Source organism: Methanofollis tationis, from assembly GCF_013377755.1.
Lineage (GTDB): Archaea > Halobacteriota > Methanomicrobia > Methanomicrobiales > Methanofollaceae > Methanofollis > Methanofollis tationis.
This window is the reverse complement of record NZ_JABXWR010000001.1, coordinates 68,209-83,184: the sequence shown is the minus strand read 5'-3', so window position 1 is coordinate 83,184 and position 14,976 is coordinate 68,209. Positions and strand designations below refer to the sequence as shown.

Sequence of the window (14,976 nt, the reverse complement as noted above, 5' to 3'; positions counted from 1 at the left end):
AGAGAGGTGACTTTCTGACATCTGGCGATTGCCAGATTACCGATCGCTCTCCGTGACCCTGAACGTCTTCGACTCTGTTATCGTACAGAGTTCCGTAACAACATCCTTGCCGAGGATCTCATCGACGTCCTTCAGCCTGACAAGCCCGACCTCCATGAATATCTCGGGATAACGGTCTTTGAACGCTTCAAGGTTCAACTCCCTGACCTTTGACAGGGAACACCTGAGCGCATACCTCCCCTCCTCCTCGATCCCGGATTGCATCGCCTGGTCAAGGAGGGCACTCTTCTCCTTTTTCAGTTCGTCGATCTCCTCGTTCAGGCGTTTGATCTCCCTGTCGATCAGAAAGATCCCCTCCAGAAGATGCCCCTCGCATTCATTCTGGGCTTCTCCAGACGGCGTCATCCCGCGATCCTCCTGCACGAAGCGTTTGATCTCTGCAATGAACGCCGGGCCGAACTTCTTCGATTTATACTCCCCCACACCGCCGATCGTCAGAAAACTCTCGGTGTCGCACGGGCGGGCATGGGCCATCTGCATGAGCGTTCGATCGGAAAAAATGACATACGGCGGAACATTCTCCCCGTCCGCAAGGTCCTTTCTCACCTTTTTCAATGCGAGGAACAACGCTCCCTCTTCCGGGGTCATCGCATCCTGACCGGGAACCTCAGACCGTCTCTGCCTTGTTTTCCGCGGGAGGGGGAGCATCACCGGCACGCCTCCCCTCAGTATCTCCTCGCTCTTCGCGGTCAGGGCAATGACCGGGTATTTGTCCCCGGTCCGTGCGAGGTACCCCTGCCTGACCAGATCGCCGATCCAGGTCAGGTAGGTGTTTCGGTCGTAGCCTTTTCCGGTGGCGTACGCCGGGAGGGCGTCGAAACGCAACCTGCCGATCTCCGCTTTTTTCGAGCCCAGCAGGATGTCGGTGATCATGCCCGCCCCGTACTTTGTCGGCAGCTGGCGTACGCACCTGACGATGTTCTGTGCGACCCCGGTCCCGTCAAACAATTCCTGAGGATGGGTGCAGTTGTCGCACGCCCCGCAGGTCTCTCCAGGATACTCCTCCCCGAAGTATGCGAGCAGATACTTCCGCCTGCATGAGTTCGTCTCGCAGTAGTCCACCACCTCCTGCATTTTTTTGAAGGCGATCCCGCTCTGCTCTTCGTCCTGGTCGTCGTGTTCGAGCAGGTACCGGACTTTCGCCAGGTCTCCTCTGCTATAGAGGAGGATGCATTCGCCGGGCTGACCGTCCCGTCCCGCCCGTCCCGACTCCTGGTAATAGGCCTCCACCGATTTTGGCAGGTCATGGTGAATGACGTACCTGACATCGGGCTTGTCGATGCCCATGCCGAAGGCGACAGTGGCGCAGATGATGGAAATGTCGTCCTTGATGAAGGCCTCCTGCACCTTTTTCCTGACCTCGGGGAGGAGGCCGGCATGGTAGGCAGAGGCCATGTGTCCGTGCTGCACCAGGGTTTCCGCCAGGTCTTCTGTCGCTTTTCGGCTGAGACAATAGATGATCCCTGAGTCGTCTGGGTGCTGTTCGATGTAGTCGAGAATAAACTCTACGGGTTTGTTCTTGGGGACGACCCGGTAGGAGAGGTTTGGCCTGTTGAAACTCCCGATATACTCGCGGACGTCTGACAGCTGCAGCTGCGTGCAGATGTCTTCCCTGACCGCGGGGATGGCGGTGGCGGTCAGGGCGACAATGGGTACCGAAGGAAAATAATCCTTCAGCGCGGAGAGCTGCCGGTATTCCGGCCTGAAATTATGGCCCCATTCTGAGATGCAGTGCGCCTCGTCGATGGCGATGAGCCTGACCGGGAACCGGTTGATAAAACCGAGAAAACTGGGCTGCATGCATTTTTCCGGGGAGATGAAGAGCATTCGTACCGTATTGTTCTGGAGACCGCGTTCGACCTCTGTCCGTTCATGATAGTCCAGGGTGCTATTGTAGGCCACCGCCCTGATCCCCCGTTCGTTCAGGTCGTCGACCTGATTTTTCATGAGGGCGATGAGCGGGGATATGACAATCGTAAGACCGCCGAGAACAAGGGCCGGGAGCTGGTAGCAGAGCGACTTTCCCCCGCCCGTTGCCATGACGGCCAGGGTGTCGCGGCCGTCCAGGACCGACGTGATAATTTCTTTTTGATAGGGCAAAAATGAGGTGTATCCCCAGTATTTCTGGAGGAGTTCGGTAATGTTCGTCATAGGGTCTCCTGTGTGCATGGACACCTGCGTGCGTCAGGCGCGGCGGGGATCTGGTCTCCACGCAATCGGTTGTTCACTGGATCTTCTGGAGGACAGGATATAACCTTTCCATGCGTGGCGGAAGTGTCGCCCGGCACCGCACTCCGCAAGGTATATCTCCGGGGCTCTCCACAGGGGGGTGGGGGACTCACCATTATGGTCGGAAAAATATCCGTTGAAATTGCGGTCCTGAAACTGCCGTACAACTACACCTGCGACGGCGCCGACATCTCGCCTGCGATCACGCTCGGCGGCGTCGACGCCTCGGTGACAAAAAGCCTTGCGGTCATCGTCAACGATCCCGATGCGCCCGGCGGGGGCGACTTCACGCACTGGTTGATCTGGAACATCGAACCGGTCCGGATCATCCCGGAAGCGATTGCAAAGGAGCCCGAGGTTTCTTTTCCCTTCGCGGCGCGGCAGGGGACGAACTCGTTTGGCCGGATCGGCTACAGCGGCCCGTGCCCGCCGAAGGGGCGCGATCACCGCTATGAGTTCAAGGTCTTCGGCCTCGATGCCGTTCTCGATCTCCAGGCCGGTGCCGATAAAAAAGCGCTTCTCCAGGCGATGGAAGGGCACGTGGTCCAGTACGGGGAGACCTACGTGCTCTACGGGCGGTGAGGCCTCCGGCCTCTCTCGCCCTCTGCCAAAGAGTTATATCCGCCGCCGGCGTGCTGATCGTTTGTGATGATGGGGGGATCAGAGGGGCGAGCCAACCGTCTCGTCGGGGAGAAAAGTCCGTACCTCAAGCAGCACGCCCAGAACCCGGTGGACTGGTATCCCTGGGGTGAGGAGGCCTTCAAAAAGGCGCGGGATGAAGATAAACCCGTTTTTCTTTCGATCGGCTATTCCACCTGCCACTGGTGCCATGTGATGGCCGAAGAGTCCTTCGAGGACGAAGGGGTGGCGGAGGTCCTCAACGAGGGTTTCGTCGCCGTCAAGGTCGACCGTGAGGAGCGGCCGGACATCGACGCCGTCTACATGCAGGTCTGCCTCGCCCTCACCGGCCGCGGCGGGTGGCCGCTGACGATCGTCATGACCCCGGAACGGCTTCCGTTTTTCGCCGCCACCTATCTCCCGAAAGAGACGAGGCTCGGGGTGACCGGGCTGATCGACGTCCTCAAAAAGATCCGCAATCTCTGGGAGACCAGGCGCGACGACCTCGTCGGGTCGGCACAGGAGATCGTCGACGACCTCGGGGCCGGGGCCTCCCTGCGGGGGAAGGCCGAATCCGGTCTTCTCCGGGAGGCGTATGCCGAGATGAAACGGCGCTACGATCCCTCGTATGGCGGCTTTGACCGGTCGCCGAAGTTCCCCTCCCCCCATATGATCATCTTCCTGATCCGGTACTGGCACTGGACCGGCGATCCCGGGGCCCTTGCGATGGCCGAACAGACGCTCAGGGAGGTGCGGGGCGGCGGGATCTTCGACCAGATCGGCTTCGGCGTCCACCGGTATGCGACCGACCGCAAATGGCTCGTCCCCCACTTCGAGAAGATGCTCTACGACCAGGCGATGCTCGCCCTCGCCTTCACCGAGGCGCATATGGCGACCGGCGACGCCTTCTACCTGAGCGCCGCCGACGAGATCTTCACCTATGTCCAGAGGGACCTCGCCTCTCCTGAAGGGGTGTTTTACACCGCGGAGGATGCGGACAGCGAGGGGGTCGAGGGGAAGTTCTATCTCTGGACCGCAGAGGAGGTGCGCTCTGCCGCCAGCGGCGACGATGCGGCTCTCTTCATCGAGGCATACGGGATCGGGGAGGGATCAGGGGATATCCCCCACCGGGCCGTATCGCCGCAGGCCCTCTCCCGCGCCACCGGCATCCCCGAGGACGAGATCAGGCGCAGGCTTGAGGCGGTGCGGGAAAAACTCCTCTCGACCCGGAGCAGGAGGGTACGGCCGCACCGGGACGAGAAGGTCCTTCTCGACTGGAACGCCCTGATGGTCGCGGCGCTTGCCCGTGCCGGCCGGTTCTCCGGCAGGACGGGGTACGTGGCGGCAGCACAGGGGGCGGCAGACGTTCTCCTCGGGCTCCTGCGCGGGCCAGACGGGCGCCTTCTCCACCGGTATATGGACGGGGAGGCGGCGGTTCCCGGGATGCTCGCCGACTATGCGTACCTCATCTGGGCGCTTGCAGAGGTCTATGAGGCGTCGTTCGACCCCGAGATCCTCCGGGAGGCCTGCCGCCTTGCCGACGCGATGATCGAGCGGTTCGGGGACCCCTCCGGAGGGGGGTTTTATACGGTCCCTGCTGACGGCGAGCCGCTGATCCTCAGGCAGAAGGAGATCTACGACGGCGCACTCCCCTCGGGGAATTCCATGGCCCTCTGTGCCCTGGTCACGCTCTTTTGCCTGACCGGATTGAGCCGTTACCGGGACGCCGCTGCCTCCGGTTTCGATGCGTTTGCAGGGGATGCCGAAAGAAACCCCTCTGCCCATGCCTGGTACATGGCGGCGCTCCTTGCTGCCTCGACGAGATCAGACGAACTCGTGATCGCGGGCGAAGGCGACGACCCGGCGACCCGAAAGATGCTCGCCCTGGTCGCCTCATCCTACCGCCCCACCCTCACCGTCCTCCTGAAAGATCGGAGGAGCGCCGATATTCTTGCAGAGGTGGCCCCGCACACCGCGCTCATGTCCGCGCAGGGCGGGAAGGCGACGGCATATCTCTGCAGAGAAAAAGCCTGCGAGCAGCCGGTGACCTCTCCTGAAGATCTGGAGAAAATATTGAGCGAGGGAAAATTATTCAGAAAATAATATAATATCATTAACTCCAGATATGCACTGTCCCTGGGGGGGATGAGTATGAAAAAAATAGTAACGATTGTTATGGCTGCGCTTGTTGTCGCGGCTATCCTGATATGCGGGTGTACCGGCGAGACCACGACACCCCCGACGACGGTGGCGACCACCGAACCGACTGCCGAACCGACGACCGAACAGACGACTGCGCCCCCGGCGGAGAAGGACATCGTCGAAACGGCGACCGAGGCCGGGGCATTTACGACCCTGCTCACCGCCCTCGATGCGGCAAAACTGACCGAAACAATGAAGGGCGACGGTCCGTTCACGGTGTTTGCACCGACCGATGCGGCGTTTGAAGCGCTTCCCGCGGGAGCGCTCGACGGCCTTCTTGCGAACACGACCGAGTTGAGCCGCGTGCTCACCTACCATGTGGTCGCAGGGAAATACCTGTCCACGGAGATCGTGGGCATGAGCAGCCTCACGAGCCTCGAGGGGTCTGATCTCGCCATCACGACAGACGGGGGGGTGAAAGTGGGCGGTGCGAACGTCACGACCGCCGACATCGAATGCAGCAACGGCGTCATTCACGTCATCGATGCCGTGATGCTGCCGTCGTGACGCCGGGTTGCGGCTTCCCCTGCTCTCCTTATTTTTTCTGGCCCTTCACTCCTGATGGGGTGAAGTGTTTCTGAACGAACATTGATTGATCCATCCGCCGGTGCGATTGGGGGATGATCGCCTCTCCGGCCCGACCGATCCCGCATGTCCGGGGCAACCCCAGGCGCGAGGTGGGCGTTGTGTGAGGCTACGGGAATCAGGTTCTGCCTCTGCCGGGGGGCCGGCCGCCCCATAGACCTGCGATTGGGGCAGGGACGGACAGACCGCACCGGCTCGTCGATCCATTATTTTTCATCGAGAGAGGCTCTGCCCTCCCGCTCCCTCATGTCCTGGGGCAATCGCATGTGGAGGTCCGGGGATGCAACCCCGGCCCGGAGGGCCTGCCGCCCCTCACGCCCCGGTCCATTCCACCGGGAGCCCGGCCTTTTTCCAGGCGGCCATCCCACCGAGGATGTTGGTCACCCGCTCATAGCCGTTTCTCAGGAGCGCCGAGGCGGCAAGGCTGCCCTTGAACCCGGCATCGCAGTAGACCAGGACGTGCCGGTCCTTCGGGATGGCGGCGAGGCCACCTTCGATCTCACCCGCATAGACGTGATAGGACCCGGGGATCGCCCCGGCGGCGGTCCGGTTGCGTATGTCCCTGACATCCAGGATGAACTGCCCTTCGGCGTCGAGATCGACCTCTCCCGCCGCGCACGTCCCGCACCGCCCGATGGGGCGCCCGCTTTTGTTCCACGCTCCCATCCCGCCGCCGAGGTAGCCGGCGATCAGGTCGAAGCCGATCCGCAGCGCCTGGACCTCTGCCGACCGGAGGGCGAGGTTGAACTCGTCGACGAAGACGATCGGCCGGTCGTACGAGGCGAAATACCCGAGAAACGACGAGAGCCCTCCTGACCAGATGTTCAGGCTCCCGGGCACATGCCCGCCGGCGAAGGCCGAAGGCCCCCTGATATCGACGATGAGCGCTCCTTCGTCTGCGGCACCCTCGACCTCCGCCGGGGTGAGGGGGCGCATCACCTGCCTCCCCGCACGCGGGGGGACGCCTGACCGGTTGTAGTGCTCCATCATCGTGAAATAGGGGGGGATATAGTGGTGCTCGGTGGACTTTTCCCTGATGAAGGTCTCCCGGTCAAGGTGCAGGAGGGGATTTGTCCTTTTCTCGTAGCCGACCGTGGTGAGGGGGAGGTCGCTGATCCCGCCGCCGCAGACCGACCCGGCGCCATGGGCCGGGCAGATGATCACCCCGTCGCCGAGCGGGAGGATCTTCTGCCAGAGGGCGTCGTGGAGTTTCCCGGCCATCTCCTCGAGGCGGTCCTTGAAAAAATCGGTCCGGCCGACATCGCCCGCGAAGAGGGCGTCGCCGGTGAAGACCAGGTAGGGGTCGGGCGAGACGCCTGTATCGGTCAGGACAAGCGATATGCTCTCGTCGGTATGGCCGGGCGTCTCCAGCACCCTGATCAGGAGGGACCCGACGGCGAACTCCTCCCCGTCATGGACCGGCGTCCCGTAGGCGAAGTCCATCGCCGCCCCGTGCAGGATCGCGGCCCCGGTCTGCTTCGCCAGTTCGAGCGACCCGATGCAGTAGTCCTCGTTTCTATGCGTCTCGAAGATGTGCGTGATCAAAAGGCCGTGGCGTTCAGCGATCTCAAGGTACACGGCGCAGTCCCGTTTCGGGTCGATGACGGCGGCGCCGCCGTCGGCCCCGACCAGGTACGAGTTGTGGGCGAGCCCCTCGGATACAATTTTTTCAAGGATCATCCATATCACCAGTCCAACCGCCCCGGAAGGGCGATTATTACCCCGATCCTCGGGCCAGATATTTATACCTGACCCGGCGGATGACTGCGAACGGTCCCGCAGTTATGACAATATATATGCCCCCTCCCTGTGTATCTGGACGGTGGTGAAAGATATGAGAACAATATCACATTCAGGCATGGCCCTTCTGATCGTCGTCGCCGCCCTGGCATTCGTCTGCGGGTGCACCGGAGGGGAGGAGGGGACCGTCACCGGCATCGGCACGGTCACCTACATCGACCTGGAGGGCGGGTTCTACGGCATCGTCGCCGACGACGGCACACACTACCTGCCCCTGGACCTCGACCCCACATTTGCGCAGGACGGGCTTCGGGTCAGGTTCACGCTCAAACCGGTGGACGTCGCCACCATCCAGCAGTGGGGGACGCCGGTGGAGGTCGTCTCTATCGAGACGGCCTGATCAGATCGGGATCCCGACTCCTTCCTTTTTCTGCCCGCTTTTTTTCAGTACCATCGTGTTGCCAGCATCTTTTCGTGATCGTCCAGGCGCCTTCCTGCAGAATACATGGCGTGGGGCGAGCCCGGATGAATTCTTATTCTTTTAAAATATCGTAAGATTAATTAACTTAAATAAGTTATATGGTCATATAAAAACCTACGTGTTGAAGAACTATGAGTAAAAAAATCGTACTTATTCTTGGATTGATAGGTGTCGTTCTGGCCCTCGCTTTAAGCGCCGGGTGCACCGGCACCGACGTGGCGCCGACCACGCCGGCGGGACCATCCGAACTCACCGTGACCGATGGCTTCGGCCGGACGGTCACCGTTCCCTCACCCCCCGGGAGCGTCGTCTGCTCGGGCACGGGCTGCCTCCGCTACCTCGTCTACCTCGGCGGGCAGGACCTGGTCGTCGGCGTGGACAGCAACGAGAAGAAAGAGCAGGCGATGGAGGGCCGCCCCTATGCCCTTGCATACGGGTCGCAGTTGAAGGGCCTTCCCCTGATCGGCGAGTTCAGGGGCAAGGACGACCCCGAGAAGATCCTGGGGATCGGGCCTGAGGTCGTCTTCAAGACCGGTTCGACCGGAACGGCCTACGGCACCAGCGCCGCCGAGGCTGACACCCTCCAGGAGAAGACCGGCATCCCGGTCGTCGCCTTCGCGTACGGCTCCCTGAGGAACGACGCCGAGAAGGCCGAGATGTACGGCGGCCTCCGGCTGATGGGCGAGGTCCTCGGAGAGCAGGACCGGGCCGAAGAGGTGATCGCCTACATCGAGGCGACGATCGCCGACCTCGAGAAGCGGACCGGCGACATCCCTGAAGCTGAACAGAAGAAGGTCTACGTTGGCGGCGTCTCCTCGGCCGGGGCGCACGGGATCATCTCCACCGAACCGGCCTACCCGCCCTTCCTCTGGGTGCACGCGAAGAACGTCGCCGCCGGCATGGGCACGGCGCATGCCGATATCGCCAAAGAAGCCCTCGTCGACTGGAACCCGGAGTACATCTTCATCGACGTCGGCACCATCCAGATGGAGAGCGACGGCGCCATCGGCGAGTTGAAGACTGACCCGGCACTGCAGGGCCTCTCGGCGTCGAAGAACGGCAAGGTCTACGGCGTCCTCCCGTACAACTTCTACAACACGAACTACGAGACCGTGCTCGCGAATGCCTACTTTGTTGGCAAGACCCTCTATCCCGAGCGGTTCGAGGACGTCGACCCGGCCCGGAAGGCCGACGAAATATTTGCCTTCTTCATCGGGAAACCGAACTTCGGCGACCTGAACGGTCAGTACAGCGACCTCGGATTCGCGCAGATTTCGGTGTGATCCATGATCAGCGTCACGAGATATCAAAGGAGGATGTAAAGGCGTGCACTTTGCAGACGGGACAGTCCCCGCGGACTACCAGGCGTACACGCGGCGCAAGTACCTCTGGATCCTCGGAGGGATCGCCCTCCTCTTTCTTCTCTTCATCTTTTCCATCTCGATCGGTGCGGTCAATATCCCTGCATACGACGTCCTGCTCTCCCTGGTCAACGGCATGATCGACCGGGTCAACGGGTTCCTCAACCCCGCCGCCGCCACGGTCGTGCCCGGCAAATGGGACCTGATTATCTGGAACATCCGCCTCCCGCAGGCGCTCGCGGCGATCGTCGCCGGCGTCGGGCTCTCGGTGGCCGGCGTCGCCATGCAGTCGATCCTGAGAAACCCGCTCGGTTCGCCGTTCACCCTCGGCATCTCGAACGCCGGCGCCTTCGGGGCGGCGGTCTCGGTCATCCTCCTGGGCACCGGGCAGATGCACTCGACGGTCGCCGACGCCGTCACCCTCAACAACCCCTACCTGACGACGATCGTCGCCTTCATCTTCTGCCTCCTTGCGACCGGCGTGATCCTGCTCATCTCCCGGGTGCGCGGGGCGTCCCCTGAGGTGATGGTGCTCGCCGGCGTGGCGCTCTCCTCGCTCTTCACCGCAGGCACGATGTTCCTGCAGTACTTCGCCTCCGACGCCCAGCTCGCCGCCGTCGTCTTCTGGACCTTCGGCGACGTCGGCCGGATCAACTGGCCAGAACTCGGGATCATGTCCTTCGTCGTCGTGGCGGCGACCATCTTCTTCATCGCCAACCGCTGGAACTACAACTCCATCGACGCCGGCGACGAGGCCGCAAAAGGGCTCGGCGTCAATGTCGAGGGGGTGCGCAACATCGGGATGATCGTCGCCGCCCTCGTCTCGGCCGTGATCGTCTCGTTCCTCGGCGTGATCGGGTTTGTCGGGCTCGTCTGCCCGCACATGGTCAGACGGCTCATCGGCGACGACCAGCGCTACCTGATCCCGGGCTCCTGCGTGATGGGCGGTGTCCTCCTCCTCGCCTCGGACACCGTCGCCCGGGTGATCGTGGCGCCCTACATCCTCCCGGTCGCCGTCCTGACGGCGTTCATGGGGGCGCCGGTCTTCATCTACCTGCTCCTCAGGGGGTACCGGCGATGATCCTCGCGGTCGACGAACTCACGTTCCTGTACCGGAACCACGACGTCCTCAACGAGATCGCCTTCACGATCGACGCCGGCGAGGTGGTGGCGATCCTGGGTCCGAACGGTGTCGGGAAGACGACGCTTTTAAAGTGCCTCAACCGGATCCTCAGGCCGAAAGGGGGCGTCGTCAACCTCGACGGCGAAGACCTCTCCCGCCTGAACCTGATGGACATCGCCCGGCGGGTGGGCTACGTCCCCCAGCGGGTCGAGACCGGGCGGCTGACCGCCTTCGACGCCGTCCTCCTGGGCCGCCGCCCCCATATCGGCTGGGACATCACCGATCGCGACCTCAGGATCGTCGACGCCGTCTTCCACCGCCTCTCGATGGACAACCTCCGCCTCTCCTACATCGACGAGATGAGCGGCGGCGAACTCCAGAAGGTGGCGATCGCCCGGGCGCTCGTGCAGGAGCCCAAGATCCTCCTGCTCGACGAACCGACCAGCAGCCTGGACCTCAAAAACCAGGTCGAGATCCTCTCCACGATCGTGCAGATCGTCCGCCAGCACACGATCGCGGCGGTGATGACGATGCACGACCTCAACCAGGCGCTCAGGTACGCCGACCGCTTCATCTTCTTAAAAGACGGGCGGGTCTACGCCCATGGCGACCGCAGCATCGTCACCCCCGCGGTGATCGGCGAGGTCTACGGCGTTTCCGTCGAGGTGGTCACCCACAGGGGTCTCCCGCTCGTCGTCCCGGTGGCGTGAGCGAGGATCACAATTTTTTTACCTTTTCTCCCTGATACCCTCAGCCATGGCGGAACGGATGGCCTATATCACCTTTGCCGGGAGGTCAGGCTGGGCGCTCCTCAACACCTACCACGCCGTCCTCCGTGAGGGCGTGTATGCCCCCACCGATGTCTCTATCCTCATGGATGCGGCGTGCCGCTCCAGCCCCGCCGGCATCGTCGAGGGTATCGGGATCATCTCGGAGCGATACGGGATCAGCCCCCTGATCTCGACCGTCGATCTGCCGTGCGGGGACTATGCCGCCGCAGGAGAGGCGGTATTAAGGCTTGCGGAGCGCCTGTCCCGGGACGGATATGTCATCGCCCTCGACATCACGCCCGGGAGAAAAGCGGCGATCGTCTCGGCGTGCACCGCCCTTGCATCGGCCGGGATAGCACCCGAGCATATCTACTATCTCGGTCTCCTGGTCGAGGAGGGGATGGCGCGGCCCTACCCGATGATCCCCCTCCACCTCCAGCCCCTCCATGACCTTGCCGGGGGACGGGCATGAGCCTCTCCGTCGAGATCGAGGAAAAGGAGCTTCCGATCCTGGCAAACCTTTTCTCCGGGCGCTTCACCGTCTCGTATCCCCTCTATGATCTCGCCCTTTTTTCGGTCGGGCCGGAGGGCGCCGGATATCGCATCGAGTTCATCGCCGAAAAAGAAGATTTCGAGCGTGGATGGAGAATTTTTGGCACCCATGCAACCGAGATGCCTTCGTTTACCGATTACGACGAGTGCCTGCTCGCCAGCGGGGTGACCTCCTACGAAAACCTGGCGGAGTTTGCCGGACGTCTCGGAATCTACCGGGAGTTAAAAAAGGAGGTCCGCTTCGGCATCGACACCAACCTCCTGTACCACCGCTTCGTCACGGTCACCGGGGCGATCGCCCCGGAAGAGACGATCCTCCCTGACATCGTCAGGCAGGAGGTCGAATACGCCCTCAATCATAAATACTCGTCCCGCTTCACCGCCGACCTCCAGGCGTCCGCCCCCACACACGCCGACGTGATCGCCGAGTTCGAGAACCGGAAGAAGAAAAAGTCCAGGAAAGCGGCCTACCTGGCGATGGCCGAATACCGTGACCTGCGCGACCGCGCCCTCCTCCTCGAAACCGGCGCCGACGCCGCCCACACCTCGCGGGAGAACGACGGGCTGATCGTCCGTGGACTCAGGCGGTTCGAGGAGGAGCGCTTCAGCCTGCCGGTCCTGCTCACGGCCGACACCGCCATGGCCGACCTCTGCGATGCCGAAGGGGTGGAGTACTTCCTCTTCCGCTCGCCCTACCATGAACGCCCTGCAAACGCCGGTGCCGACGCCTTCTTCAGGCTCATCGCCTATCTCGCCGTGATCTTCGGGGTGATCGATCTCGGTTCCGTCCTGGTATTCAGCGAGTACGGGGGCAAAGGGAACGATTCCTCTGCCTTCAGGCTAACCTTCATGGATGAAGACCTGCATACAGAGTTTACGAGGGACGTGGAGGTATGCAGGAAACTTCTGGCGCTGGGGATAGAGCGGTGAAGGCCGTGCTCTTCGACATGGACAACACCCTCTGGGATTTTGTTGCGGCCAAGCGGGCGGCGTGCCGGGCGGTGGTGGAGCACGCGGGCGCCGGGGATGCAGAGGCGTTGTACGCCTATTTCAGGCGTCCGGGCGTCGGGTTCGAGGACCCGTCCAACGTGGTCGAGTACCTCCTGGATATCGGCGCCGACCGCTCCTGCGTGATGCCGTGCTGCAAGGTCTACGAGAAGGCGAAGATCGCCGCGATCCGCCCGTATCCGGGCGTGCGAGAGACCCTTGACGCCCTCGCCTCTGCAGACCTCTCCCTTGCGGTCGTCACCGACGCCCATTCCTCCCAGGCGCACTCGCGGTTGCGGAAGGCCGGTATCGACGATCTCTTCGCCTGCATCGTCTCGCCCGATATCTCGGGGCAGAGAAAACCCGACCCGGCGTCGTTTCTTCACGCCCTTTCCACCCTCTCGGCCTCACCTTCAGATGCGATGGTGGTCGGCGACAGCATCAGGCGGGAGATCGAACCGGGCCGGGCCCTCGGGATGCGGACGGCATATGCCCTGTACGGCGACCAGAGCGACACCCCGGTTTCCCTCGGGTCCAGGCCGGATTATGTGCTCGGGAGCATCCGCGACCTGATCGCGATCATCGGGATCTCCTGATGGGGGATAGCCTTAAACCGGATCCCGGCAATCCCCATCACATATGGACCCGATACACGTCGCCGGAACCGATAAGGGCCGGGTCATGCTCTTTGCCCTGAGCACCTGCGGCTGGTGCGCCAGGACCAAAGAACTTCTCAACGACCTTGGCGTGGCCTATGACTACGTTTTTGTGGACCAGCTCCCGAGGGAGGAGATGGAGCGGGTGTACGCCGATATGATGAAGCGCTACAACCCCCTGGGGTCGTTTCCCACCGTCGTGATCAACGGGCGGGTGATCGTCGGCTACAAGGAGGAGGATATCAGGGAGGCGCTTATCTGATGCCGCCGCCGTCGGACGCGGAGATCGAGCGGGAGTACCTCCGCCTGAAAAAAGAGGCGGAGGCCGGGGGGTATCACCTCAACCCTGACCGGGCGTTCGTGAACGGGCTTGTCTCCGGCCTGCTCGCAAACACCGGGCGTTATGGCTACCCCTCCTGCCCCTGCCGCCTTGCCGCCGGGGTCAGGGAGCGGGACCTCGATATCGTCTGCCCCTGCGACTACCGCGACCCCGACCTGACCGAGTACGGCGCCTGCTACTGCGCCCTGTACGTCTCCGGGGAGATCGCGGCTGGAAAGAAAAAAGCAGGGGCGGTGCCCGAGCGGCGCCCGCCCGGCGGGCCGAAGAAGAAAGAGACGCCTGCGACAGGTATCGGCGCTCTCCCCTTCCCGGTCTGGCGGTGCCGGGTCTGCGGGTATCTCTGCGCCCGGGACGGGCCGCCCGAAGTATGCCCGGTCTGCAAGGCGAAATCTGACCGCTTCGAGCGTTTTATCTGAGCCCGGTCGCTCCAGGATGATGATGGTTCAGGCAGGGGATCCGGGCCGCCCGCCCGAAGATCGTATTCTGGATGGGCAGGTACGGGGGGGGCCACCAGACCCCGGGGGCCTGAAGCCGCTCAGGGATGCACGGCGATCAACCGCCCCCCACATACCAATTTGCCCTGAAAAAAGGTGGCGGCCTCGATCCCGCTGTCGGCGGGGTGCACGATATTCTAATGTAGCTGGCACGACCATCTTTCCTGACGATTATGACTGGTCATGAAGTACAGGATATGATGCGGCTGATGGCGTCGAAGATCGCCTCGATCGCCGACAGCATCTCAAAAGAGGAGGTGGAACTCTTTTTGAACGAGATCCTCTGCGGAAAGCGGATCTACGTCCTCGGGGCTGGCCGCTCGGGGCTTGTGGCAAAGGCCTTTGCGATGCGGCTGATGCACCTGGGGCTGCAGTGCTTTGTCGTCGGGGAGACCGTGACGCCGGCGATGGCAGAGGGCGACGTGCTGGTCGTCTTCTCCGGGTCAGGGAAGACGAAGACGGTGGCGGAACTCGCCGAGACCGCGAAAGAGATCGGCGGGCGCCTCTGCCTGATCACCTCGAACAAGGACTCGCGGATCGGCCGGATCGCCGACAGCGTCCTGGTGATCGAGTCGCACCGGGACGAGGTCAAGGACGAGTCGGTGGAGTTCGAGATCAGGCAGATGATGGGCGAGCACAAGTCGTTCGCTCCCCTGGGGACGATCTTTGAGACGGCGTGCATGGTGCTCGCCGATGCGATCGTCTCCCGCCTGATGGAGATCACCGAGACCGATGTCGAAGACCTCAAATGCCGGCACGCCAATATCGAGTGAAGGCG

Annotated in this window: 15 protein-coding genes; 13 read left to right on the top strand and 2 right to left on the bottom strand. The window is 62.5% G+C overall.

Annotated elements, in window-relative coordinates:
* Window positions 1-36: 36 nt before the first annotated feature.
* Window positions 37-2,211 (bottom strand): DNA helicase RecQ, encoded by a 2,175-nt coding sequence (recQ, locus tag HWN36_RS00340; protein WP_176787354.1) that lies wholly within the window; start codon window positions 2,209-2,211, stop codon window positions 37-39.
* 195 nt (window positions 2,212-2,406) lie between these two features.
* On the opposite strand from recQ, the gene HWN36_RS00335 reads away from it, so the two are divergent.
* From HWN36_RS00335 to HWN36_RS00325, 3 genes are all read left to right on the top strand, one after another.
* Window positions 2,407-2,871 (top strand): YbhB/YbcL family Raf kinase inhibitor-like protein, encoded by a 465-nt coding sequence (locus HWN36_RS00335; RefSeq protein ID WP_176787353.1) that lies wholly within the window; start codon window positions 2,407-2,409, stop codon window positions 2,869-2,871.
* A 66-nt stretch (window positions 2,872-2,937) separates the two neighbouring features.
* Window positions 2,938-5,010: a thioredoxin domain-containing protein gene (locus tag HWN36_RS00330; protein WP_218133162.1), complete on the top strand. Its 2,073-nt coding sequence runs from the start codon at window positions 2,938-2,940 to the stop codon at window positions 5,008-5,010.
* A gap of 48 nt (window positions 5,011-5,058) precedes the next feature.
* Window positions 5,059-5,616, top strand: coding sequence for a fasciclin domain-containing protein (locus tag HWN36_RS00325; RefSeq protein ID WP_176787352.1), 558 nt, complete (start codon window positions 5,059-5,061; stop codon window positions 5,614-5,616).
* A gap of 390 nt (window positions 5,617-6,006) precedes the next feature.
* Here the strand turns inward: HWN36_RS00325 and HWN36_RS00320 are convergent, their stop codons facing one another.
* Window positions 6,007-7,374: an MBL fold metallo-hydrolase gene (locus HWN36_RS00320; RefSeq protein WP_176787351.1), complete on the bottom strand. Its 1,368-nt coding sequence runs from the start codon at window positions 7,372-7,374 to the stop codon at window positions 6,007-6,009.
* 154 nt (window positions 7,375-7,528) lie between these two features.
* Here HWN36_RS00320 and HWN36_RS00315 point away from each other — a divergent pair, with 154 nt between their 5' ends.
* The 10 genes from HWN36_RS00315 (at window position 7,529) to hxlB (ending at window position 14,971) form a co-directional block, all read left to right on the top strand.
* Window positions 7,529-7,834: a hypothetical protein gene (locus HWN36_RS00315; protein WP_176787350.1), complete on the top strand. Its 306-nt coding sequence runs from the start codon at window positions 7,529-7,531 to the stop codon at window positions 7,832-7,834.
* Window positions 7,835-8,046: 212 nt separating this feature from the next.
* Window positions 8,047-9,198 carry an iron ABC transporter substrate-binding protein gene (locus HWN36_RS00310; RefSeq protein WP_176787349.1) on the top strand — a complete coding sequence of 384 codons (1,152 nt, stop codon included), beginning with the start codon at window positions 8,047-8,049 and terminating at the stop codon, window positions 9,196-9,198.
* A gap of 43 nt (window positions 9,199-9,241) precedes the next feature.
* Window positions 9,242-10,357 (top strand): iron chelate uptake ABC transporter family permease subunit, encoded by a 1,116-nt coding sequence (locus HWN36_RS00305; protein ID WP_176787348.1) that lies wholly within the window; start codon window positions 9,242-9,244, stop codon window positions 10,355-10,357.
* Entirely contained in the window at window positions 10,354-11,109 is a 756-nt protein-coding gene (locus tag HWN36_RS00300) for an ABC transporter ATP-binding protein (protein WP_176787347.1), read from the top strand. Before HWN36_RS00305 ends, HWN36_RS00300 begins: the two co-directional genes overlap by 4 nt.
* Before the next feature lie 46 nt (window positions 11,110-11,155).
* Entirely contained in the window at window positions 11,156-11,641 is a 486-nt protein-coding gene (locus HWN36_RS00295; protein ID WP_176787346.1) for a hypothetical protein, read from the top strand.
* Window positions 11,638-12,651 carry a PIN domain-containing protein gene (locus HWN36_RS00290; protein WP_176787345.1) on the top strand — a complete coding sequence of 338 codons (1,014 nt, stop codon included), beginning with the start codon at window positions 11,638-11,640 and terminating at the stop codon, window positions 12,649-12,651. The genes HWN36_RS00295 and HWN36_RS00290 overlap by 4 nt, the downstream gene beginning before the upstream one ends.
* The gene (locus HWN36_RS00285) at window positions 12,648-13,304 is read left to right on the top strand and encodes an HAD family hydrolase (RefSeq protein ID WP_218133161.1); all 657 of its coding nucleotides are present in this window, start codon (window positions 12,648-12,650) and stop codon (window positions 13,302-13,304) included. The genes HWN36_RS00290 and HWN36_RS00285 overlap by 4 nt, the downstream gene beginning before the upstream one ends.
* 43 nt (window positions 13,305-13,347) lie before the next feature.
* Window positions 13,348-13,626, top strand: coding sequence for a glutaredoxin family protein (locus HWN36_RS00280; protein WP_176787343.1), 279 nt, complete (start codon window positions 13,348-13,350; stop codon window positions 13,624-13,626).
* Window positions 13,626-14,120, top strand: coding sequence for a ferredoxin-thioredoxin reductase catalytic domain-containing protein (locus HWN36_RS00275; RefSeq protein WP_176787342.1), 495 nt, complete (start codon window positions 13,626-13,628; stop codon window positions 14,118-14,120). Before HWN36_RS00280 ends, HWN36_RS00275 begins: the two co-directional genes overlap by 1 nt.
* A 251-nt stretch (window positions 14,121-14,371) precedes the next feature.
* Complete coding sequence (hxlB, locus tag HWN36_RS00270) at window positions 14,372-14,971, top strand: 6-phospho-3-hexuloisomerase (protein WP_176787341.1); 600 nt, start codon at window positions 14,372-14,374, stop codon at window positions 14,969-14,971.
* The last annotated feature ends 5 nt before the right edge of the window (window positions 14,972-14,976 follow it).